We start from the raw sequence: 23,689 nt of genomic DNA on the forward strand, positions 1-23,689 counted from the left end.
CTCTGTTTAATTAACCTATTTTAGGCGGCTGCCAGATTTCTTTTAAACGGTCAGAAAGATAAGGATCTGAGTGTTGAAACTGAGGATTTTTATTGGATTTGTAATAAGACAGTTCCAGACGTAAATTTTTTGAAAATGGAGTTTCTATAAAAGTATAACAGGCAACACATGATGAGCAGCAGTCGTCATTACAAGATCTTGTTGTGCTGTCTTTGCTGTCTTTTTTGGAAGAATGATTTTTGCAGCAGTCGCTCTTTTTAGATTCTGCCTTACAGCAGGTATCCTGCATGGATTGGGCATAGAAGCTGTCTCTAGGAACCAAAAAAATTCCTAAACAAAATACTATTATAAATAGGTGAAGCAGCTTCATTCCTGCAAAAATACAAAATTTATGGCAAAGGATCACCAACTTTTACCGCGCAGTTATGCCAGGGCTCACCATGAGCAGGGTTGGCCTTTGGTTTTTCTCCCATAGCCAGGTTCTGCGAGGCCGGACCCGGTGCTGGAGTTGGAATAGTCTGTACATTAGCCGGTGGCTGAGGAGCCGGTGCCGGCTTACTGTTTAAGGGCTGTCCGACAGGAATATCACATCGGTGCCCCGGCTCCCCATGAGGAGGATTCATCCCTGGAGCGGTTTTTACCTGCTTACCGTTATTGTCAATGGTAATTTTTCCGGGAGATACAGCATTAGGGTCAATTTTAATGGCATTATTTCCGTTTACTGTTATGTTTTGAGAAGCCGGAGTAGGGCTGTTGTTTAAAGGCTGTCCTACAGGAACATCACAGCGATGTCCCGGCTGTCCGTGTGGTGGGTTCATTCCCGGAGCTGCTGCAATAGGAGAAGGAGTGGGGTTAGATTGAATTCCTGCCTGATTCAGCAGGGATGCTTTTGGAGAATTCAATGCTACTTCAGGCTGAGAGCCTGCTTCTTTTATATAGGTTGCTCTTTCATCCTTTTTACAGGAAACAATAAGTAATGATGCGGTCATTAAACCTACAAATGTATTCTTCATATCCATGGGTATGAAACAAAATTAGCAAAACATTTTGAATTGTTTTGCTAATTTTATATTTATAGTTTGATTTTAGAACTAATTTTTCACTAAAAGTCTGAAACCTTCTCCGTGAACATTGATAATTTCCAATCCTTCATCGTCTTTTAACAGCTTACGAAGCTTTGCAATATATACGTCCATACTTCTGGCCGTAAAGTAATTCTCTTTCTTCCAGATTTTTCTTAAAGCAAGATCTCTCGGCATGAAATCATTTCTATGGATACAAAGAAGTTTTAACAGCTCATTTTCTTTTGGAGAAAGTTTGTACTCTTTGTCACCTACTTTTAGCTGTCTCAGCATAGAGTCAAAGAAAATATTACTGATTTTGAACTGTTCCTGTTCTTCATTTTCAAGGGTAGAGCTTCTCTGAAGAATAGCTTTGATCTTATATAAAAGAAGTTCAGTGTCAAAAGGTTTGGTGATATAATCATCAGCTCCCAATTGGTATCCTTTCAAAATATCCTCTCTCATATTTCTTGCCGTAAGGAAGATTATAGGGGTGTTTTTATCAATCTTTTTTACATCCTCAGCTAATGAAAACCCGTCTTTTTTAGGCATCATTACGTCAAATATGCAGATGTCGAATTCGTTTTCTGTAAACTCTTTAAGTCCCTGCTCTCCGTCAGTGGCAAGGGTAACTTCAAAATTATTGATTGTTAAATAATCTTTAAGCACCGCTCCAAAACTCTGATCGTCCTCTACTAATAATATTCTGTTGCTCATAATTTCAATAATTAAAAATTAATAATAAGAATGAACTTTCTCACTCTCTCTTCTATATTTTGTTATTTGATTTTTTACTTCATTTAATGCTAGCTCATGGGCAGCTTTATGGTGAATGTGCTTCCATTTCCTTTATTGGAATCTACAATAACCTGTCCTTTGTGCAGCTCTACAATTTTCTTAACGTACGAGAGACCTAATCCCTGCCCTTTTACGTTGTGTATATTTCCGGTTTCTTCCCTAAAGAATTTTTCGAAAATCTTGGTTTTGTTCTGGGTATCCATTCCCATTCCTTTATCAGAAACTTCAATAATATACCAGTTTCCTTCATTTTTCGTTTCTACATGAATTTCAGGAGCTTCGGGAGAGTATTTGTTGGCATTATCCAATAGATTAACCAGCATATTGGAGATGTGAAATTCATCTATTTTAAAAGTATAATGCGTCGCTGTAAACTTCTGGGTAAGTGATCCATTCCTCTGTCCTACAATAAGATTGAAGGATTCTGTAGTTCTTTTGATGAGTTCCCTTACATTGGTTTCCTTCAGGAACAGCTTGACTTCATTTCTTTCAAGCTTAGACATATTAAGCACATTTTCTACCTGCTTTTTCATCCTCAGGTTCTCCTGTTTGATCAGTTCCGAGTAATATTTTACCTTATCGGGATTGGTGGCAATTTTATCATTGGCCAAAGAATCTGTAGCTACAGAAATGGTTGCTAAAGGTGTTTTAAACTCATGAGACATATTATTGATGAAATCTGTCTTTACTTCAGCCAGTTTCTTCTGTCTCATCATATAGTTGATGGAAATAATATAGATCCCGAGAATCGTAAGTAACGATAGAAAAGTTCCCAGCAGCATAGGCCAGTTATTCATCGCCAGGGAGTATTCTTTTTTAGGAAAAACCAGGGCAAGACTGTATAAGGTATTCTTTTTGTCTGTAAAAAGTGGATAGTTATACGTATTGCTGTCTTTTTTCTCTTTATATGTTTTATTGGCAATACTGGTGAGCTTATTGTTTTTGTCAATAACTCCATATCCAAATTTTGCTGTAATACCTCTTATTTTCAATTCTTTTGCAATAACGGAATCCAGAATAACGGGATCCACTCTCTTCGCAATCGGTAAGTTGCTGCCGTATACTTTTACAAACTCTTTAATGGCATAGTCTCCATTTTCAATATCTGTATTAAGATCAGCCGTAAGAAGTTCCCGGTTGGTGGTATCTCTCTTGATCTTATAGGCTGCCTCGTCAGTATATAAAGTAGTCAGCTTTACGGTGTCTCCTTTTTTAGAAATCGGAAGCTGGGTATTTGAAATAATATTTTTAGAGTAGATGATCTGTCTCTGGGTGCCAGAGTCCTCTACCTGTTGAATAGTTGTCAAAGAAGGTTGGCTACTGTTGGCAAGAATTGTTTTTCTGTTTTCTTTATTCAGGTATTTATCAGCTTCAATTTCTTCAATATTCTTGGATACGTTTTCCAGAGCTGAATAAACTTTGTTTGAAAAGTCCTGCTCAAGAGTGCCGTAATAACGTTTCAGCCAATAAAATTGGAGCGTAACGAAGACAATCAGTGAGATCGTCATAAACACCGAAATTATTGGGATGAATTTATTATTCATTATTTTATTTTATATGTTTTGGAAAAATGAATGTTAAAATTAATTGTTTTAAGACAAGGTAAACAAAAAACGAGCCAGAAAATTGTGTTTTTTTTCTTAAAAGGATGTTTTTTAACAATTATTTATGAATTATATAATCCTTGTCATATGAAAAGTACGGTAAATAAATAAAGAAGTAACTTTATTAAAAATAATTAATTATGGAATCAACGATCATTTTCAACAAAGATTTTGACTCAAACGCTGTCTATGTAATGAAAATTTACGATGCAGATGTTTCAAAAGTATGGAACTATTTTACTCAATCCGAATTATTGGATCAGTGGTGGGCGCCCAAGCCATGGAAATGTGAAACAAAAAAGCAGGATTTTAAAGAAGGTGGAATTTGGTTATACGCTATGGTAGGCCCGGAAGGGGAAAGACATTATGCGCAGGTAAAATATGGTGAGATTATGAAACATAGAAGTTTCGATGGAGTGGATGCTTTCTGTGATGAAAATGGCAATATTAATGAAAATTTCGGGCAGTCAAAATGGCTTATCGGTTTTACCGGAGTAGAAGAAGGGACAAAAGTGACTGTCAATATTCATTTTCCGTCGGCAGAAGCATTGAAACAACAATTGGAAATGGGCTTTGAAGAAGGATTTAAAATGGGCCTGAATCAGCTTGAGGAAATTTTAAAATAATTAAAGATTTAGCTGTTAAGAATCTAATATGGCTGTGTAAAATCAGTGTTTTTCTTTATGAAGCTGGTGAGTAAAAAAAGCTTGGAAAATATCCAAGCTTTTATCTTTATAGCAATTCTTCATCCTGAAAATACTGAATAATCGCCTTTTTCATAAGCAGAGACTGCTCGTTAGGTCTTAATTCAGGCAGGCCTTCTACTTTGTCAAAATGGGGCCATCCATCTTCGTAATGCGTAAATTTATAATACCCAAAAGGTTCTAATAATCTGCATACCGCAATATGAAGGATATTCAGTTTATCGTCTTTCGTATATTTTTGCTGACCACTTCCCAGTTCCTGAAGCCCAATCAAAAACAATATCGTTTCAATTGGTGGATTTTTTTCTGTCTGGAAATTGTCTTCAAAGAATTGTTCTATTTTTTTCCAATATTCGGATTCGTTCATACCTTTATAAATGATAAATTATAAGTGCTAAATGATAAAGTTAATTCTTTAGCATTTTTCTTTAGGAAGAAATAATTTTTAGTATTTCTTCCGTTTTGTTTTTTATATCTGTTTACTATCTCTTTTTAGATCGTAATATTTTTTTATGACCCAAAAAAACTTCGTTATAAGAGTTTTGATAATTCCTTTAATGATGGTGATGGCTAACTGTTTATTTAAAGCCGAAAATTTTGTTATAATCTACACCATCCATCATTTATAAACTATCATTGATTTTTAAAAGAAATGCATATTCCAGCGCATCTTCCTTCAGTGATTCAAATCTTCCACTTGCTCCTCCATGTCCTGAGCTCATATCCGTTTTGAACACTAAAATATTATCATCTGTTTTTAATTCTCTCAGCTTTGCTGTCCATTTTGCAGGTTCCCAATACTGTACCTGTGAATCATGAAACCCTGTGGTAATAAGCATATGTGGATAATCTTTTGCTTCCACATTGTCATAAGGAGAATATTCTTTCATGTAATGATAATATTCTTTATCATTCGGGTTACCCCATTCATCATACTCCCCGGTTGTTAAAGGGATGGTATCATCCAGCATAGTTGTCACTACATCCACAAATGGAACCTGTGCTACAATTCCATGGAATAACTGAGGTTCATAATTAACAACAGCTCCCACTAAAAGCCCTCCGGCGCTTCCACCCATTGCAAACATATGTCTGGATGAAGTATAATTTTCTTTTATTAAATATTTTCCGGCATCAATAAAGTCAAAAAATGTATTTTTCTTAAAGAGCATTTTTCCATCTTCATACCATTCTCTTCCCAGATATTCGCCACCTCGGATATGGGCAATAGCATAAATAAATCCTCTGTCCAGAATTGACAATCTCACATTGGAGAAGCTGGCATCTACGGTATGCCCATAACTTCCATAACCATACAGAAGAAGGGGTGTGTCTGCAGATTTTTTGGTGTCTTTATGATATACCAGAGAAATTGGAATTTTTGTTTCCCCATCTCTTGAATCAGCCCATATTCTTTCGGAAATATAATTTTCAGGGAAGAAATTTCCGCCCAAAACTTCTTGCTGCTTAAGAAGTTTGGTTGTTTTTTCTTTCATATTATATTCATAGGTAGAGCTTGGCTGCGTCAGTGAAGTATAGCCATAACGCAGAATCTCGGTGTCAAATTCGAGATTCACACCAATATAGGTAGTGTAAGTGGGATCTGAGAAAGGTAAATAATATGATTCCTGCGTTTTTTCATCAATAATTTTGATTTGCAGCAATCCTCTTTCTCTTTCTTCAAGAACCAGATAGTCTTTAAAGATTTCGAAACCTTCCAATAAAACTTCAGCACGGTGAGGAATTACATCAACCCAGTTTTCCATACCACAATTGCTGATCTTTGTTTTTACGATTTTGAAATTGAAGGCATCATCAGCATTGGTAATGATATAGAATTCATCTTCATAATGCTCTACAGAATATTCAAGATCATCTATTCTTGGCTGAATGATCGTCCATTCTGCAAATACATTATCAGAAGGAATGAAACGGTGTTCATCAGAAATAGTGCTTGAGCTTGCAATGAAAATATATTCTAATGATTTTGTTTTGAAAACATTTACGTCAAAAGTGTCATCTTCTTCATGGAAAATCAAAATATCTTCTGATGAATCAGTTCCCAGCTCATGTCTGTATACTTGAAACGCGCGGAGGCTTTGATCTTTCCTGATATAAAAAACATGCTTGTTGTCATTGGCCCATACGGCCTTTCCTGTGGTATTGGGAATACTGTCCGGAAGGATCTCTCCTGTTTCCAGGTTTTTAAATTGCAGAGTGTAAATTCTCCGCCCTACATTATCCGCAGAAAAAGAAGCCAGCTTATTATCCGGGCTTACTGCTACACTCCCCACTTCAAAGAAGTCTTCACCTTTGGCAAGTATGTTGACGTCAAGTATAATCTCTTCCTGATTGTCCAGGCTCTTATGTTTTCTACAGAAAATAGGATATTCTTTACCCTCTTCATAGCGTACAATGTACCAGTATTCATTAAAGAAATAAGGAAGAGACTCATCGTCTTTTTTGTAACGGGCCTTCATTTCTTCAAAAAGCGCTTCCTGAAGTTCTTCAGTGTCTTTCATGATGAATTCTTCGTAAGCATTTTCCTCTTCAATATACCGGATAACTTCAGGATTCTCCCTTTCGTTAAGCCAAAAGTAATTGTCGGTCCTTTTATCGCCGTGAGTTTCTAATATTTTTTCTATTTTTTTTGCCTGTGGAGCTTTCATCCGAATATTTTGATTTTTTACTGAAGAAAATAAATCCTGATACCTTTCATTTTGAAAGGAGCTTTATACGGACATTTCATTCAATGTTAATTTTTATTCAAATATAAGAAAGGCTATCAAAAATCAGATAGCCTTTACCATTAATATCGTTGAAGAAATTATTTTTTTATGGTTTTTATGGTTTTTGAAGTTCCATCTTCCATATTTAAAGTGATTAAATACATTCCTTGTTTTAAATCACCTAAATATATCGAAGATGAAGGTTTCTTAATTACCTTGGTTAATCTTCCTGAAATATCTGTTATATGAATAGATTTTACGTGAGATACATCAGAAATATTGAGCAGGTCAGTAAATGGATTTGGGAATATTTTTATTTTTTCTTTTTGATCAGAAACTTCATGGGTTGATAATAACGTGTCATCATAGGCTGCAATCTGGAATTCCCCACTGTCTGTAGTGTCACGATATTTCCAGACACTGATATATAAAGTAGTGCCAGGAGTTTGCCCCGTTAACGAAAGAAGTGAAAAATAGTTGTCACCACCGTCCTCGTTACAGCTAACTTCCGTTAAAGAACCACAACTTCCACTGTAAGCTGTAAGTACAGTGTCATCAAAACCGGAACCGGAGGCTTCCTTCGTTTCTATCTTAAGATTTCCGCTTTGTGGTACTACAACTTTAAACCATACGTTTTCTACAGCATATGAATTGCATGTAGGCAAAGAACCGTCAGTAGTTGCTCCTGTGTTATTGGAAGTAATTGAACCCGACGCAAAATCTGTTCCCACGTTTAATGGTGATGCTCCTGAACAATTATCATTACTAGGAGGAATAAATTCATAGGCTGAGATTTCGAATTCTCCATTATCTGCATAGTCGTTAGATTTCCATACACTTATGTATAATGTAGCTCCCGGTGTCTGACTTGTTAATGAAATGGAACCAAAATCATCTTTACAGGCAATTTCTGTCAGTGAATTGCAGTCTCCGCTATAAACAGAAATTGTTGAGTCATAAAATGCAGAGTTGAAAGTTTCTCTGGTTTCTATGGCAATATTTCCACTTGGCGGAACAACTGCAGTAAACCAGACATTTTCAATAGCATCCGGATTACAGGAAGGGGAAGACTGATCAGTGGAAGCTCCTGTGTTATCGGAAGTAATTGCTCCTGAAGCAAAATTTGTTCCAACGGTTAGAGCGATTGCTCCTGTGCAGTCATCATTGGCTGGTGGAATAGGATCATAAGCTGAGATTTCGAATTCACCATTATCTGCATAGTCGACAGCTTTCCATACACTTATATACAATGTGGTTCCGGGAGCTTGTCCGGTTAATGTAATAGGCGAAAAATAATCTTCACAGACAATTTCTGCCAGTGAATTGCAGTCTCCGCTATAAACAGAAATTGTTGAGTCATAAAATGCAGAGCTAGAAATTTCTCTGGTTTCTATGGTAATATTTCCACTTGGCGGAACAACTGCAGTAAACCAGACATTTTCAATAGCGTCCGGATTACAGGAAGGAGAAGACTGATCAGTGGAAGCTCTTGTGTTATCGGAAGTAATTGCTCCCGAAGCAAAATTTGTTCCAACGGTTAGAGCGATTGCTCCTGTGCAGTCATCATTGGCTGGTGGAATAGGATCATAAGCTGAGATTTCGAATGCTCCATTATCTGCATAGTCGGCAGCTTTCCATACACTTATATACAATGTGGCTCCGGGAGTCTGTCCGGTTAATGTAATGGGAGAAAAATAATCTTCACAGACAATTTCTGTCAGTGAATTGCAGTCTCCACTATAAATAGAAATTGTTGAGTCATAAAATGCAGAGTTGAAAGTTTCTCTGGTTTCTATGGCAATATTTCCACTTGGCGGAACAACCGCAGTAAACCAGACATTTTCAATAGCGTCCGGATTACAGGAAGGGGAAGACTGATCAGTAGAAGCTCCTGTGTTATCGGAAGTAATTGCTCCGGAAGTGAAATCTGTTCCAACAACTAGAGGGGTTGCTCCTGTACAGTCGTCATTGGCGGGTGGAACAGGATCATAAGCTGAAATCTGAAAATCACCACTGTCTGTAGTGTCACGATATTTCCAAACACTGATGTATAAAGTAGCCCCTGGAGTTTGCCCGGTTAACGAAAGAAGTGAAAAATAATCGTCACCACCATCCTCGTTGCAGTCAATTTCTGTTAAAGACCCACAACTTCCACTGTAAGCTGTAAGTACAGTGTCATCAAAACCGGAACCGGAAGCTTCCTTTGTTTCTATCTTAAGATTTCCGCTTTGCGGTACTACAACTGTAAACCAAACGTTTTCTACAGCGTCTGAATTACATGACGGTAAAGAGCCGTCAGTAGTTGCTCCTGTATTATTGGAAGTAATTGCTCCTGAAGCAAAATCTGTCCCCACATTTAGTGCTAATGCTCCTGAGCAGTCGTCATTTTGGGCATTTACAAATATAATTGCGAATAAAAATAAAGAGAATAATATTTTTTTCATAATAAAATTTTTAATAAATATAATTATAAAAAATCCCAATATTGTGAAAAAGAATAATGTATTAAATATTTGATTTTAAGTAATATATTTTTTTGGTTTAATTACTTTTTAAAATAAAAAACCACCTTTTCGGCATCGAAAAGGTGGTTTTTTTTAATTCTTATTAAAGGCTATTTATGTAAAGCTTTAACATATTTTTCCAGAGCCATTGTCATGGACGGAGTTTCTTTAGTGGGTGCCATTAGATCTACCTTTAAGCCCGCTTCTTCGGCTGCTGCTAAAGTAGTGTTTCCAAAAACACCGATTTTTGTTTCCTCTTGTTTGAAGTCAGGGAAATTTTGCTGTAAAGATTTAATTCCTTGTGGGCTGAAGAAGATCAGCATATCATAATCTTTAATGGTGATATCTGTCAGATCACTGCATACCGTACGGTACATAATAGCTCTTGTCCATTCTACATTGGAAGAATCCAGAGTTTTTACAATATCCGGACTTAAAACATCTGAAGATGGCAGCAGATATTTTTCAGTAGGAAATTTTTTGAAAAGAGGAAGCAGGTCTGAAAAATTTTTCTCTCCAAAGCTGATTTTTCTCTTTCTGTACACAATGTGCTTTTGAAGATAGTTGGCAATGGCTTCGGACTGACAAATGTATCTCATCGTGTCCGGAACTGCAAAACGCAGATCCTCTGCAAGTCTGAAGTAATGATCAATCGCATTCTTACTGGTAAAAATAATCCCGGTATATTGCGTCAGATCAATCTTCTGAGTTCTGAGTTCTTTATTGTCAACTCCTTCGACGTGGATGAAAGGGCGGAAATCAATCTTTATTTTTTCCTTCTTCGCTATATCCAAATATGGAGAAGACTCACTAGGCGCTGGTTGAGAAACCAATATAGACTTTATTCTCATCATTGACATTTATTAAAAAAATAACAACTTCCAAAGCAGTAATAATGGTGCTATTTGGAGGGTGCAAATATACAAAAATTTATAATACCATTTCTCAGGAAGAATCTTGTTCTTGTGAAATAAATAGAAAAAGACCTTGAAAATGAACACGAAAGAAAAGAAGAAAAAATAGTAAACAAATATTTTATTTCTGTCAATAGGGAAGTAATAGTGGGTTACACAAAGAATTATTAATAAAAATGACAGGATAAAATAAAATTTAGTGGAGGTAAAATAAAAAATAGACCATTTTTTTCCATCTCCTATACTTTGGTAAAATAAAAAGCCCAATGCAGATTTTATGAGATAAAAAAACAGAACCGCCAGTAATGTATACCCAAATTTATTGAGCTGATATCCTAAGAGCTGTACATCTGCAATATATTTAGGCACCAGCGGAATGTACTGGGAAATTAAAACAGACAGCGTAAGCGTTGTTACACATGATGTAATAATCCAGCTTGGCAGGTTATTGCTTGCGTCAAAATACTTTTGAAGCAGAAAATCTTTAAGGCTAGCATCTCTTTCTATGATATTCATCATAAAAACATATAAAAATATGCAGCCTACAAGAATGAAGATGACCCAGTCATTATTCTCGGGTATTCTTACTTGATTTATAAAGTTTTGTGACGATAGCAAAGTTTATTTTTTTTAATTTTTATGTAACCACAAATAACACAGCTTGGCACAGATTTTTATTATTATTTCATCTGTAGCTAAAATATATTCCTCCATAATATTATATATAATTCAGGTTTAGTGAATATCAAATTCGGTTAAACCTGTGAGAAGTATTTTTTGCAAAATTATAGATTATTTTGTATAAAATAAAAAGGTTAAATAAACTATCTTTGCAAACTGAAATGAAAAAACTAGTCATTATCCCCACTTATAACGAAAAGGAAAATATTGAAAATATTATTTCCGCAGTTTTTGCATTGGAAGATGACTTTCATATTTTAGTGGTGGATGACTCTTCTCCGGATGGTACTGCCGAGGTGGTAAAAGAACTTCAGAAAAGATTTTCCCATCATCTGCATTTGTCTGTAAGGCGTATAAAGGACGGTTTGGGAAAAGCATATATCCATGGATTTAAATGGGCCATCGAAAATAAATATGATTACATTTTTGAAATGGATGCCGATTTTTCTCACAATCCGAATGACCTGCCTAAGCTTTATGAAGCCTGTCTTCATGCAGATATGGCGATTGGATCCCGTTATTCCAAAGGGGTAAATGTAGTCAACTGGCCCATGGGAAGAGTGTTGCTTTCTTATTTTGCTTCAAAATATGTGAGATTTATCCTGGGACTTTCAATTCATGATACTACAGCCGGCTTCGTTTGCTTTTCCCGAAAAGTATTGGAAGATATAGGCTTGGAGAATGTGAAACTAAAGGGATATGGGTTTCAGATAGAGATGAAATTCAGAGCTTATAAAAAAGGCTTTAAAATTGTAGAAGTTCCTATTATATTTACCAATAGAATTTTAGGAGAAAGCAAAATGAACGGTGGCATCATTCATGAAGCTGTATTTGGTGTTTTAAACTTAAAGTGGAAATCAATTATCAACAGATTATGAAGCAACGCATGACCAATTCTTCTCATACAGAGGGAAATTTACATGTGAAGCTCCATCAGATCGTTAAAAAATATAAAAATAAGCTGATGAAAAAGCTGATGTTTATTTTCGTTTTGTTAAGCATGTTCTCATGCAACGATTATATCGATAAGCCTAAAAATCTGGTCGATAAAGATTTGATGGCTGAGATTCTGGTAGATCTTACGATCAATGACCAGGCAACTTTTATGTATCAGAACAGTAATTTAGAGGCAGGTACAAGATTCATTCTTAAGTCTCATAAGGTAAAACCCAATGATTTTGTTGAAAGTTTTAAATATTATGTGATCAAAGACGAGATGCAGGATATTGCCAATAATGCTCAGGAGATTTTATTGAAAAAAGATCCGAAAGCAGATAAATATATAAAAGATAAGCAGAAGAATAGTGGAATTCCACCTATCATGAAGTAGTGATGGTATTGGAATCCCTATTTGATAAAATTATGAATTACTGACCCGATCAGTTAAAAGTATACTAATGAAATTTTTTAATATAGAAAAAACCTCCGAAGGAAAGGCCAGAGCAGGAGAAATTACCACAGATCATGGGAAAATACAGACGCCCATTTTTATGCCTGTGGGAACAGTAGCGAGTGTAAAGACAGTTCATCAGAGAGAATTAAAAGAAGACATTAAGGCCCAGATTATTCTGGGAAATACCTATCACCTGTATCTTCGTCCGGGTATGGAAACAATGCAGGCTGCAGGAGGGCTGCATAAATTCATGAACTGGGATCTTCCTATTCTTACAGATTCAGGAGGTTTTCAGGTATTTTCATTGGCGAGCAACAGAAAAATGACGGAAGAGGGAGCGAGATTTAAATCTCATATTGACGGAAGTTATCATATGTTCTCACCGGAAAGATCAATGGAGATCCAAAGACAGATCGGAGCCGATATTTTTATGGCTTTTGATGAATGTACTCCTTATCCTTGTGAGTATAATCAAGCCAAATTATCAATGGAGCTTACCCATCGCTGGTTAAAAAGATGTATAGAATGGACCAATGATAATCCTGAATTATATGGGCATAAACAAAGGCTTTTCCCTATTGTACAGGGATCTACCTATTCAGATTTAAGAAAAATTTCTGCTGAAGTTATTTCAGAAGCCGGAGCAGAAGGTAATGCTATTGGAGGTCTTTCTGTAGGAGAGCCCGAAGAGGAAATGTACCGGATTACAGATGAAGTTACGGATATTCTTCCAAAAGAAAAACCAAGATACCTGATGGGAGTGGGAACTCCCTGGAATATCCTCGAATCTATTGGATTAGGAATTGATATGATGGATTGTGTAATGCCTACAAGAAATGCAAGAAATGCAATGCTTTTCACATGGCAGGGGGTAATGAACCTTAAAAATGAAAAGTGGAAACAGGACTTTTCTCCTTTAGACGAGTTTGGAACAAGCTTCGTAGACAGAGAATATTCAAAAGCGTATCTTCGTCACTTATTTGTATCCAAAGAATATTTAGCAAAACAGATTGCTTCTATCCATAATCTGGCATTTTATCTTGATTTGGTTAAAGTAGCGAGAGAGCACATCCTTGCAGGAGATTTTTATGAGTGGAAAAACTCTGTAGTTCCGGTTCTCAGACAAAGACTGTAGAAGACTATGCTTAAAATAATAGACAGATATATCATCAAAAAATATCTTGGGACCTTTAGTTTCATGCTGATACTGCTGTCTATAGTAGTACTCGTTATTGATGTTCAGCAAAAGATTCCAAGGATAGAAAATGCAAAAGCTATTGATGCTAAGCTGGATCTGGTGTACTTCCTGATTCATTTTTATCCTTTCTGGATTATTAATCTTGTGGTAACATTTCTCTCTATTCTGGTGTTTATTACAGTGATTTATTTTACATCCAGAATGGCCAATAATACGGAAATTGTAGCCATTATAAGCAGTGGGGCCAGTTTTCACCGGTTTGCAAAACCTTATCTTTATACTTCCATTCTGATTGCCTTGATGTCTCTGGTGGTCAATCATTTGGTTCTTCCGTGGGCTAATATCAAGAAAAACGAACTGGAGGCATATACCTATAATGCTGCCAATAAAGAAAAGATTTTAGGAACAGCTCCGGCATCTTCACAGCTTAGTAAAACTGAATATATTTTTGTTGCTTCATGGAATAAAAGAGATAAAAGAGGGTCCAGTTTTATATATCAGAAGTATGATAAAGACAGAAGAATGGTTTATGAGCTGAAAGCCAGTGAAGTATATTGGGATCTTGCTAAGAAGCAGTTTGTGCTGAACAATTATCTTGAAAAAACCATTAATAAAGACAATACCGAAAAACTTGGTAATGGAGTAGAGCTAAGGAAAAACTATGGGCATTCCCCGGAAGAGCTTTTCCCTAATGAGCTTTTAGGACAGAATAAAACTACACCGGAGCTTTTAAAATTTATTGATAGAGAAAAAGCCAGAGGAAACAGTAACCTGAATTCTTATCTGAATGAGCTCTATCAAAGGACTTCTATGCCTGTTTCTATCATTATTCTGACTTTTTTAGCACTTTCATTATCTTCGCAGAAGAAAAGAGGAGGGCTTGGAGTTAACCTGGCGATAGGAATTTCATTAGCATTCCTTTTTGTGTTTTCATTTGAAGCTTTAAAGGTGGTTTCTGAGAATAAAAGCCTGCCGCCGGCTTTAGCGATGTGGCTTCCGAACCTGGTATTCCTTCCGCTTACTCTTTATTTATATATCAAAAGAGCCAATCAGTAATCAGTAAAGGAGTTTAACTTCTTTGTGGTAAAAAGAGCGTAATCCGTTTTCTAGTTCTATCCAAAGTTCACCTTTTTCGTCTGCATTGCGGATAATGCCATTTTGGCGTTCTTTTTCAATTTCAAAAACTGAGATCTCATCTTTCCGGAACAGATTTGCATTGAACAGGTCCAGAATTTCCTGATCTGAAGGAATATTTTTCAGTTTTTCAGATACATATTCATGAAGGCTTACCGCTACATTTTCGAGGTCAAATAGATGTCCTGTTTGCGTGAGAAGTGATCCTGCATTGGATATTGTATCAAACTTCTCCTGAAGGATATTAATTCCGGCTCCGATAATGAAATAATTATTTTGATTAATTTTTTTCTTTTCAATCAAAATTCCAACGATTTTTTTACCTTTAAGGATAATATCATTTGGCCACTTTATTCTGATGTCATGATCAGCCAATTTGGCCAGGAAATCCCTGATAATAATTGCGGTATAATAATTGAATATAAAGTCAGAGCACAAGATGCTCTGAGACTTTACTGCCAGCGTATAAGCCAGGTTTTTTCCGGCAGTTTGAGTCCATACATTTCCATACTGACCGCGGCCTTTCGTTTGGTTAAAAGTATGAAGTCCTATAAAATCTGAATTTTCGTAAAGTAAAAACTTGGATATTTCGTCATTAGTAGAAGAACATTCTTTCAGGTAGAATAGTTGGCTCATTTAAGAAAACTTTAAGACATTAAAGGGGTAAAAGTAAGGGTAAAGTAAAGAAAAAACAATAAATTTGCAGATTATAGTATTTTTTTAATGAATAAAACAGCAGAAAAACAAGCATTATTAGATAAAATCGTTGAAGCTATCCAGGATGTAAAAGGAGAAGATATCATGATCTTCGATCTTTCAAACATTGAAAACTCCGTAGCAGAGACGTTCGTAATATGTAGTGGAAACTCAAATACACAGGTATCTGCATTGGCAGGAAGTGTAGAGAAGAAAGTAAGAAACGAACTTCAAGATAGACCTTGGCACGTAGAAGGTACGGAAAATGCAATGTGGATACTTGTAGATTATGTTTCAGTGGTAGTTCATATATTTCAAAAAGATGTACGCGAGTACTATGACATAGAAGAACTTTGGGGTGACGCAGTCATTACCAAAATAGAAAATGAATTTTAAAATTTTAAAAAGTATAAATGAATAATAAAGGATTCAACTGGTTCTTTCCTATTGCAATCATAGCTCTTTTGCTATTTTTCGGCTCCAATTTTTTAGGAGGAGATAGTGCAAAATCTATTGATGAAGATGGTTTCTTTAGAGAAATGCAGGCGGGGAAAGTCCAGAATGTAATTATATACAAAGACACAGAGAAAGCAGACGTTTTTCTTACAAAAGCAGCAAAAGCAGCAACGGTAACTAAATTTGCCAATGAAAGTAACCCACTTTCGGCGTTGGAAATGGCTCCCAAAGCAGATTTTTCTGTTAAATATGGAGATCTCCAGCTTTTCCTTCAGAAATTTGATCAGGTTAAAGCAACAAACCCGGCTATTAAGACGACAAAAGATTATGGAGCAGGTAAAAACCCGTTCATGGATATCTTAGTGTCTGCGTTGATCTGGATTGCGATCTTAGGATTATTTTACTTCCTTCTTTTCAGAAAGATGGGAGGTGGCGGAGGCCCTGGCGGACAAATTTTCTCTATCGGAAAATCTAAAGCTAAACTGTTTGACGAAAAAGAAAGAATTCAGGTAACATTTAAAGATGTTGCAGGATTGGAAGGAGCTAAGGAAGAAGTTCAGGAGGTTGTAGACTTCTTGAAGAACTCTGAAAAATATACCAAACTGGGAGGTAAAATCCCCAAAGGTGTTCTTTTGGTAGGCCCTCCGGGAACCGGTAAAACATTATTGGCAAAAGCTGTTGCCGGTGAAGCTAAAGTTCCGTTCTTCTCGCTTTCAGGTTCTGATTTCGTAGAGATGTTTGTGGGAGTAGGTGCTTCAAGAGTAAGAGATCTTTTTGCCCAGGCAAAGGCAAAATCTCCGGCGATTATCTTTATCGATGAGATTGATGCCATCGGACGTGCCAGAGGAAAAAATAATTTCTCAGGAGGTAATGATGAAAGAGAAAATACCCTGAACCAGCTTCTTACAGAAATGGATGGTTTCGGAACAGATGTGAATGTTATTGTAATGGCAGCGACCAACAGAGCAGATATCCTTGATAAAGCTTTGATGAGAGCCGGACGTTTCGACCGTTCTATCTATGTAGACCTTCCTGAATTGCATGAGAGAAGAGAGATCTTTGATGTTCATTTGAAAAAAATCAAGCTGGATGATAATGTAGACAGAGACTTCCTGGCAAAACAAACTCCTGGATTCAGTGGGGCGGATATTGCCAATGTTTGTAATGAAGCAGCTCTTATTGCAGCAAGATACAACCATACCTCTGTTACAAAACAGGATTTCCTTGATGCTGTAGACAGAATCATCGGAGGTCTTGAAAAGAAAAATATGGCCATTAAGCCTTCTGAAAAGAAAAGAGTGGCTTATCATGAAGCGGGTCATGCTACCATCTCATGGCTGGTAGAACATGCCTCTCCACTTTTAAAAGTAACGATTGTCCCAAGAGGACGTTCTTTAGGGGCAGCATGGTATCTTCCGGAAGAAAGACAGCTTACCACTACGGAACAGATGCTGGATGAGATGTGTGCTACATTAGGAGGTAGAGCGGCAGAGCAAGTCATCTTTAACAATATTTCTACCGGAGCACTTTCAGATTTGGAAACAGTGACGAAAAGAGCTCAGGCAATGGTTACAGTTTACGGATTAAGCCCTAATATTGGTAATATTTCTTACTATGACAGTTCAGGGCAGTCTGAATATTCTTTTGGAAAACCTTATTCTGAAGATACGGCTACGAAAATTGATGCTGAAATCAAAATGATTATCGAAAATCAGTATGAAAGAGCCGTAAGAATTCTTACAGAAAATAAAGATAAGCTTGATGCTTTAGCCAATAAGCTTTTAGAAAAAGAAGTTATTTTCCGTGAAGATCTGGAAGACATATTTGGAAAAAGAGCTTGGGATCCTGAACTGACAGAGAAACCTGTGACCAATACAATTCCTGAAAAAGATCAGCAAGCAACTTTGGATATTCCTCCAATAAAAGAGAAGGAAGAAGAGAGCGAAATACAGGCTCCGGAAAGTCCAACACAACTTTAAAAATCTTAAAAATAAGATAAATACAACCTGACAATTTTAAAATTGTCAGGTTTTTTCATATTTAAGGAGATATTTTGGAATCTATTGTAATTAATTTTCTATTTTTGTATAAAGTTGACTAAAAATAGATTAAGTTGAATTTATTCAAGAGAATTGTAAGCAAACTTACCAACCAGCCTGAAGAAGAGGACAAACAGAGTCTGGAGAAGCTTGGGGACTCGCTGAAAAATGCGGATCTCGACTATAAGTTTGCGCAATTATTTACGCATTCGGGGGGATTTTTTAATTATTGTGCAGATGAAGCGGAGGCTCTACAAACTTTAAATCAAATTATCAAGATAGAAGGTATTGATAGCCTGTTCTGTTGGGATAAAGAACTTCAGAACTTTTTGAACGTTGTGAGGTCTTCTTATACATCAGAGCTACAGCCATCCAACAACGCTGCATTTATCACTTGTGAATATCTGATTGCCTATGACGGAAGAATCATGCTTTCACACAATAATATCCTTCACTACCATTCTTCAAGGTTGCCTGATAAGATTATTATCATTGCCAATGTTTCACAGATTGTGAACAACCTTAATGATGCAATGGGAAAAATAAAAAGGAACGGAAATATCAAGAACCTTACTTCCATTAGTGGAGGGCAGTCAAAATTAGACGGTTCTTCTTCCTCCAGTCCTAAACTGTTTCTATTACTGCTTGAAGACTAAGCACGCAATTCTAAATTTTAAATTTTGGACAAAAACCTTATTCAAAGAACGATCTCAGGTATTGCTTATGTAGCTATAATCATTCTTTGTACCACTCCGATTGGAGCACAATTGATCAACAATATTTCCCCGGGACTTATTAAACAGCAATACCTTTACCATGGGCTGATGAGTCTTTTATTGGTGGTAGGATCATGGGAATGTATTAAAGTTATGAAGTTTGGAAAAGGATATGAGAAATGGGTGGTATTTCCACTGGTCATTTTTATATTTTATATTTTTTCCAAGCGGTATTTCAGTCATGATTTCTTTTTTGATTTCAGGTTGAGTGAAATACTGGCCCTTGCTTTAATTGGGATTGCTGTAGTCACCCTATTTAAATATCCTAACGAATTATACTACGATAGCGGAAAACTGATTTTTACGGTCATTTACGTGGCTTTGCCGTTTAGTTTTGCATTGGGACTGCCTAAGTTCTCCAGCTATAACGATACGTTTTCTCTGGAGGTGCTTTTTTTGTTTGTCCTGATCTGGAGTAGTGATACCTTTGCTTATCTGGTAGGGAAATTCTTTGGAAAACATAAGATGGCTCCTAAAATTTCTCCTAAGAAAACCTGGGAAGGTTATGCTGGAGGCGTAGTTTTAACATTGGTTTTATCATACTTCATAGAACAATATCAGCCGGAACTTAGAGGGAATTGGATGATAGTAGGATTTCTGGTAGCTGCTTTCGCTCCTCTAGGTGATTTGGTAGAAAGCCAATTGAAAAGAAATTTCGGGGTGAAAGACAGTGGAAACATCATTCCCGGGCATGGAGGAGTATTAGATAGGCTGGATAGTTTCATAATCTGTGTTCCTGTCGTATATTTGTACTTTATTTTAGAAAAATTTATTTAGTCTCATGAAATTACATAGAGAATCAAAAGGAACGATTACCGTAGCAACCCTGCTTTTTATTGTATTGGGCGTGTTAGCGATTTACTTTCTTAAAATCTGGTCATTAGTGATCATTATGCCTTTATTGGTTATTTACTGTCTTATATTCTGGTTTTTCAGAGTTCCGGACCGAAGTATCCTTGATCATAAAGAAAATGTAATAGCTCCGGTGGACGGAAAAGTAGTAATGATTAAAGAAGTGGAAGAAAGCGAATTCCTGAATGGAAAAGCGATCCAGGTTTCTATTTTCATGTCTCCTCTTAATGTTCACATCTGCAGATATCCGGTGACAGGGAAAGTGATCTACAAAAAGTACCACCCAGGAAAATATCTGGTAGCATGGCATGAAAAGTCTTCTACAGAAAATGAAAGAACTACCGTTGCTGTGGAAACGCTGACGCATCATAAAGTAGTCTTCAGACAGATTGCAGGATATGTTGCAAGAAGGATTGTTTTCTACTGTAATGAAGGAGATCAGGCGAAAGCAGGACACGAGTTCGGATTTATTAAATTCGGTTCCAGAATGGATGTATTCCTGCCGTTGGATACTGAGATTACTTGTAAGATCGGAGATATAACAACAGGAGGCTTGGATGTAATCGCCAAACTAAAACATTAAGATTTACAATACATCATATAAATGAAGACCGTTCAGAAGAGAACGGTCTTTTTTATTTTTAAACACAAATACCACGAAGGGGTTTACAAATGTCATAAAAACGGGATAGCTTTCCGTCTTTCTTTTTATATCAAGCGTTTTGTAATCTTTCTTATCTGCTATCTGATATGTTGTTTAATCTCATTAAGCAGGCTCAGTATAAATTCCAGGGGTAAGTCCTCTTCCACATCAATTAAAAGGATTTTAAACTTCTTTCTGCCATCCTGAGTAAGTTCGGGATAATCCAGTTTATCCCCATGATAAAAACTGATATAGTGTTTTTTATATTTCTTGCTGTAGTAGAAATAGCACAGCATCTTCTTTTTGTATTTGATAAAAGGAAGCCCAAAGCTGAAAGTCTCAGTAATGTTTTCCGTATCCGATGCTAATATTTTTTCACGCAAAAATAAAAGAGTACTTCTTTCAGGCTCTTCGATTCTGTAGAAGTACTCTTGTATAGGGTTCATTTTAAATTACTTAAAATATTTAGTCGAAATTTTGAAGCTCCACAAGCTTATTGTACATTCCTTTTCTGGCAATAAGTTCATGGTGGGTTCCCTGTTCTACGATATCACCTTTTTCCATAACTACAATCCAGTCTGCTTTTTGGATCGTTGAAAGCCGGTGGGCAATAATAAGGGAAGTTCTGTTTTCCATCATTTTTTCCAGGGCATCCTGTACGAATCTTTCAGATTCCGTATCCAGGGCAGAAGTGGCTTCATCCAGGATCATGATCGGTGGGTTTTTCAGAACAGCCCTTGCAATAGAGACCCTTTGTTTCTGACCTCCGGAAAGCTTACCGCCATCATCTCCGATATTTGAATCATATCCTTCAGGAAGTCTTGTGATAAATGCGTCTGCATTGGCAATTTTTGCTGCGGCAATCACTTCTTCTTTTGTAGCATCAGGCTTACCCATCAGGATATTATTGTAAACGGAATCATTGAATAATACAGATTCCTGCGTTACCATGCCTAAAAGCTTGCGATATTCCTGTAATTTTAAATTTTTAATATTGGTTCCGTCAATCATGATTTCTCCTTCAGAAACATCGTAGAATCTTGCTAAAAGATTGGCAATTGTTGTTTTGCCGCTTCCACTTTGCCCAACCAGAGCGACCGTTTTTCCTTTTGGGATAGAAAGTGAGAAGTTTTTAAGAATCGTATGATCTTTATCGTAGAAAAAGCCAATATTATTAAACTCGATTGAATTATTTAATGTTGATATAGAAACAGGATTTGCTATTTCGTCAATTTTCACATCAGCATCAAGAATTGCTAGAACTCTTTCAAGAGAAGCTTCTCCCTTCTGCACATTCGAAATTGACTGAGACAAACTTTTCACAGGAGGTAAAATCTGGAAGAAAATACCGAGGAAAACCAAGAAATCTGCAGGTGAAATACTTTGTTCTACAATGATTTGTTTTCCACCGTACCAAGCGATAATTAAGAAAGTAACCGAACCTAAAAATTCGCTCATTGGAGATGCCAATTCTTTTTTTCTTCCTAAGCTTATAGAGCTGTTAATCCATTTCTGCATTGACTGCATAAAACGATTGTCCATTATTTTTTCTGCACTGAAAATCTTAATCACCTTTGTAGACTTTAATGTTTCGTCTACAATCGAGAAAATATTTCCCATTTCATTTTGAGCTTGATGAGAGTCTTTTTTCAGGCTTTTTCCTATTAAAGCAATCATCGTCCCCATTACAGGTAATACTAGAAGTGAAAAAAGAGTCATTTCTGTACTTAAAAAGAAAAGAGTAACCAGTGTGCTTATCAGCATAAAAGGTGCATTGATTAATTCAACTAAACTTCCCAAAATATTACCTTCAACTTCACCCACATCATTTGACATACGAGACATCAGATCTCCCTTTCTGCTTTCTGTAAAAAAGGAAACAGGCAAAGAAAGAATCTTTCTGTACATTGCTCCACGAAGGTCTTTAGTAACGCCTACGCGATAATTGATCAATAAAAATGAACCTAAATATCTGAAAAGGTTTCTCAGTAAAAACATAAAAGCCGTTATCACACAAAGCCAAGCCAAAACGTTAAGTGCACCATGCTCTGTTACTAAACTCTGAACATAATAATTGGCATATTCTTTTGCGTAAGAGAAAAAATCTAAAATTTCTCCTGAATAAACAGGTGCTTTGCTGTATTTTTTAGCCTCAATGGTTCCGAAAAGCATCCCCAAAACAGGTAAGATAGTTCCCAGGGAAGCAATCTGAAAAACAGAGTACATAAGGTTGAAAAATAAACTTCCGTAGATGTATTTTTGGTGAGGTCTTGCGAACTTCAGTATTTTAATATATTGGTTCATTCAATGAAAAAATTGGATAGCAAAATTACGTAAAATTAAAAGATAAGACGTTCTTAATCCTATTTTACTTTATCTTATATGTTTCAAAAAATACCTTTTTGTTACACCAGGGAAATGTTCTCTTTTATTTTTGAAGCAAAATAAGGGGGATAATACTATGGAAGTATTGAAATGAAATGACGGTATGATAAAAAATAAACCGCCATTACGGCGGTTTTATTGCTGTTAAAGATTAGTTAAATTTAACCTGGTCATTATATTTCGGAGTGAAATTCTTAGGATTTAACTGGTCTAATGTTTTTCCGAAGTTATTGATGATCTGTGTCATATTATTAAAATCAACAATGTTAATATCATCATTTTCATGATGATAGTGTGATGCTTTAGTCATGTCAACCGTTGAAAATGAATGGGCAATAATTTTCTTTTTTACAAAGCTCACATTATCTGAACGGTAAAAAAGCTGTTCTTCTGCATAGGGGTCTGGTTTTATTGCCAATCCATTTACGGCATTTTTATTGAAAAGTTCATCTAAGTCTGAGAAGCCGTCGCCGGTCATATATAATGCATTTTTCCCCCATTGAGATTCGGTGGCTACCATTTCAAAATTGAAAAGAGCGGTCATTTTATGATAGATCTTATCCAGATTTTTATCTTCAGAAATTGCTGTGGAACCGAGCATTCCTTTTTCTTCTCCGTTAAAGGCCATGAAAACCATTGAAAACTGAGGTTTTTTATTTTTAAAATAATCGGCAATACCTACCAAAGTTGTAATTCCACTGGCATCATCATCAGCGCCGTTATAAATATTATCGCCACTTTTATTGCTGGTTCCAATATGGTCAAAGTGTCCGGAAAACCCTAAATACTGATCTGATGTTCCTTTTTTAACCCCACATACATTGTATGCTTTTTGGCCTTTGTATTGAAAAGGAATCAGGTAAGAGTTTCCTGTGCAGTATTCAAGATTATTCTCTTTGAAAAGTGCGGCAATATAGTTGGCTGCATTTTCATTTTCAGGAGTTCCTATTTCACGTCCTTTCATTTCGTCTGACGCAAGGGTAGAAAGGATGGTTTTCACTCTTTCCTGTGAAACGTCCTGTGCAAAAGTACATATAGAGAACACTGATAGAGCGAGGTAGGTTAGCTTTTTCATTATTTTTTTATTAATATTATTATGATCTGTCGTGCATTTAAGTGAAA

General features: G+C 36.2%; 23 protein-coding genes. 10 read left to right on the forward strand and 13 right to left on the reverse strand.

Annotation, left to right across the window (positions count from 1 at the left end; translation table 11 throughout):
- Positions 1–10 precede the first annotated feature (10 nt).
- From LQV47_RS03010 to LQV47_RS03025, 4 genes are all read right to left on the reverse strand, one after another.
- Positions 11–370 (reverse strand): hypothetical protein, encoded by a 360-nt coding sequence (locus LQV47_RS03010; protein WP_230033691.1) that lies wholly within the window; start codon positions 368–370, stop codon positions 11–13.
- A 19-nt stretch (positions 371–389) separates the two neighbouring features.
- Entirely contained in the window at positions 390–1,013 is a 624-nt protein-coding gene (locus tag LQV47_RS03015; protein ID WP_230033693.1) for a hypothetical protein, read from the reverse strand.
- A gap of 78 nt (positions 1,014–1,091) precedes the next feature.
- The gene (locus LQV47_RS03020) at positions 1,092–1,778 is read right to left on the reverse strand and encodes a response regulator transcription factor (RefSeq protein WP_002982671.1); all 687 of its coding nucleotides are present in this window, start codon (positions 1,776–1,778) and stop codon (positions 1,092–1,094) included.
- 89 nt (positions 1,779–1,867) lie between these two features.
- Positions 1,868–3,403, reverse strand: a complete 1,536-nt coding sequence (locus tag LQV47_RS03025; RefSeq protein WP_230033695.1) for a HAMP domain-containing sensor histidine kinase — start codon at positions 3,401–3,403, stop codon at positions 1,868–1,870.
- Positions 3,404–3,603: 200 nt separating this feature from the next.
- Here LQV47_RS03025 and LQV47_RS03030 point away from each other — a divergent pair, with 200 nt between their 5' ends.
- A complete protein-coding gene (locus LQV47_RS03030) occupies positions 3,604–4,089 on the forward strand; it encodes an SRPBCC domain-containing protein (protein WP_230033703.1) in 486 nt (161 codons plus the stop codon).
- 106 nt (positions 4,090–4,195) lie between these two features.
- On the opposite strand, the gene LQV47_RS03035 is transcribed toward LQV47_RS03030, so the two are convergent.
- From LQV47_RS03035 to LQV47_RS03055, 5 genes are all read right to left on the reverse strand, one after another.
- Complete coding sequence (locus tag LQV47_RS03035; protein WP_047484784.1) at positions 4,196–4,534, reverse strand: hypothetical protein; 339 nt, start codon at positions 4,532–4,534, stop codon at positions 4,196–4,198.
- A 256-nt stretch (positions 4,535–4,790) separates the two neighbouring features.
- The gene (locus LQV47_RS03040) at positions 4,791–6,836 is read right to left on the reverse strand and encodes a S9 family peptidase (protein WP_230033704.1); all 2,046 of its coding nucleotides are present in this window, start codon (positions 6,834–6,836) and stop codon (positions 4,791–4,793) included.
- 158 nt (positions 6,837–6,994) lie between these two features.
- Positions 6,995–9,340: a T9SS type A sorting domain-containing protein gene (locus LQV47_RS03045; RefSeq protein ID WP_230033706.1), complete on the reverse strand. Its 2,346-nt coding sequence runs from the start codon at positions 9,338–9,340 to the stop codon at positions 6,995–6,997.
- A 170-nt stretch (positions 9,341–9,510) separates the two neighbouring features.
- Positions 9,511–10,251, reverse strand: coding sequence for a uroporphyrinogen-III synthase (locus LQV47_RS03050; protein ID WP_047485086.1), 741 nt, complete (start codon positions 10,249–10,251; stop codon positions 9,511–9,513).
- A 12-nt stretch (positions 10,252–10,263) separates the two neighbouring features.
- Entirely contained in the window at positions 10,264–10,932 is a 669-nt protein-coding gene (locus LQV47_RS03055) for a DUF4271 domain-containing protein (RefSeq protein ID WP_257190331.1), read from the reverse strand.
- 224 nt (positions 10,933–11,156) lie between these two features.
- Here LQV47_RS03055 and LQV47_RS03060 point away from each other — a divergent pair, with 224 nt between their 5' ends.
- The 4 genes from LQV47_RS03060 to LQV47_RS03075 all read left to right on the forward strand — a co-directional run bounded on the left by LQV47_RS03060 (position 11,157) and on the right by LQV47_RS03075 (position 14,642).
- The gene (locus LQV47_RS03060; protein WP_230033708.1) at positions 11,157–11,873 is read left to right on the forward strand and encodes a polyprenol monophosphomannose synthase; all 717 of its coding nucleotides are present in this window, start codon (positions 11,157–11,159) and stop codon (positions 11,871–11,873) included.
- Positions 11,870–12,325, forward strand: a complete 456-nt coding sequence (locus tag LQV47_RS03065) for a DUF4296 domain-containing protein (RefSeq protein WP_230033710.1) — start codon at positions 11,870–11,872, stop codon at positions 12,323–12,325. Before LQV47_RS03060 ends, LQV47_RS03065 begins: the two co-directional genes overlap by 4 nt.
- Positions 12,326–12,392: 67 nt before the next feature.
- Positions 12,393–13,523 (forward strand): tRNA guanosine(34) transglycosylase Tgt, encoded by a 1,131-nt coding sequence (gene tgt, locus LQV47_RS03070; RefSeq protein WP_230033720.1) that lies wholly within the window; start codon positions 12,393–12,395, stop codon positions 13,521–13,523.
- Positions 13,524–13,529: 6 nt separating this feature from the next.
- Entirely contained in the window at positions 13,530–14,642 is a 1,113-nt protein-coding gene (locus tag LQV47_RS03075; protein WP_230033722.1) for an LptF/LptG family permease, read from the forward strand.
- Here the strand turns inward: LQV47_RS03075 and LQV47_RS03080 are convergent, their stop codons facing one another.
- Complete coding sequence (locus tag LQV47_RS03080; protein WP_230033724.1) at positions 14,643–15,356, reverse strand: biotin--[acetyl-CoA-carboxylase] ligase; 714 nt, start codon at positions 15,354–15,356, stop codon at positions 14,643–14,645.
- 87 nt (positions 15,357–15,443) lie between these two features.
- On the opposite strand from LQV47_RS03080, the gene rsfS reads away from it, so the two are divergent.
- From rsfS to LQV47_RS03105, 5 genes are all read left to right on the forward strand, one after another.
- Complete coding sequence (gene rsfS, locus LQV47_RS03085) at positions 15,444–15,812, forward strand: ribosome silencing factor (RefSeq protein ID WP_230033733.1); 369 nt, start codon at positions 15,444–15,446, stop codon at positions 15,810–15,812.
- Positions 15,813–15,829: 17 nt separating this feature from the next.
- The gene (ftsH, locus tag LQV47_RS03090; protein WP_230033743.1) at positions 15,830–17,851 is read left to right on the forward strand and encodes an ATP-dependent zinc metalloprotease FtsH; all 2,022 of its coding nucleotides are present in this window, start codon (positions 15,830–15,832) and stop codon (positions 17,849–17,851) included.
- A gap of 134 nt (positions 17,852–17,985) precedes the next feature.
- On the forward strand, positions 17,986–18,567 hold the full coding sequence (locus tag LQV47_RS03095; protein WP_209800513.1) for an LUD domain-containing protein: 582 nt from the start codon (positions 17,986–17,988) through the stop codon (positions 18,565–18,567).
- Between the two features lie 24 nt (positions 18,568–18,591).
- The gene (locus tag LQV47_RS03100; protein WP_230033745.1) at positions 18,592–19,464 is read left to right on the forward strand and encodes a phosphatidate cytidylyltransferase; all 873 of its coding nucleotides are present in this window, start codon (positions 18,592–18,594) and stop codon (positions 19,462–19,464) included.
- 4 nt (positions 19,465–19,468) lie between these two features.
- Complete coding sequence (locus tag LQV47_RS03105; RefSeq protein ID WP_230033747.1) at positions 19,469–20,122, forward strand: phosphatidylserine decarboxylase family protein; 654 nt, start codon at positions 19,469–19,471, stop codon at positions 20,120–20,122.
- Between the two features lie 158 nt (positions 20,123–20,280).
- Here the strand turns inward: LQV47_RS03105 and LQV47_RS03110 are convergent, their stop codons facing one another.
- From LQV47_RS03110 to LQV47_RS03120, 3 genes are all read right to left on the reverse strand, one after another.
- A complete protein-coding gene (locus LQV47_RS03110) occupies positions 20,281–20,628 on the reverse strand; it encodes a DUF1801 domain-containing protein (RefSeq protein ID WP_230033749.1) in 348 nt (115 codons plus the stop codon).
- 19 nt (positions 20,629–20,647) lie between these two features.
- Positions 20,648–22,486 carry an ABC transporter ATP-binding protein gene (locus LQV47_RS03115; RefSeq protein ID WP_230033751.1) on the reverse strand — a complete coding sequence of 613 codons (1,839 nt, stop codon included), beginning with the start codon at positions 22,484–22,486 and terminating at the stop codon, positions 20,648–20,650.
- Positions 22,487–22,718: 232 nt separating this feature from the next.
- Entirely contained in the window at positions 22,719–23,642 is a 924-nt protein-coding gene (locus tag LQV47_RS03120; RefSeq protein ID WP_230033753.1) for a M28 family peptidase, read from the reverse strand.
- Positions 23,643–23,689: the final 47 nt, after the last annotated feature.

The sequence above is a fragment of the Chryseobacterium sp. Bi04 genome, assembly GCF_918698085.1.
Classification (GTDB): Bacteria; Bacteroidota; Bacteroidia; order Flavobacteriales; family Weeksellaceae; genus Chryseobacterium.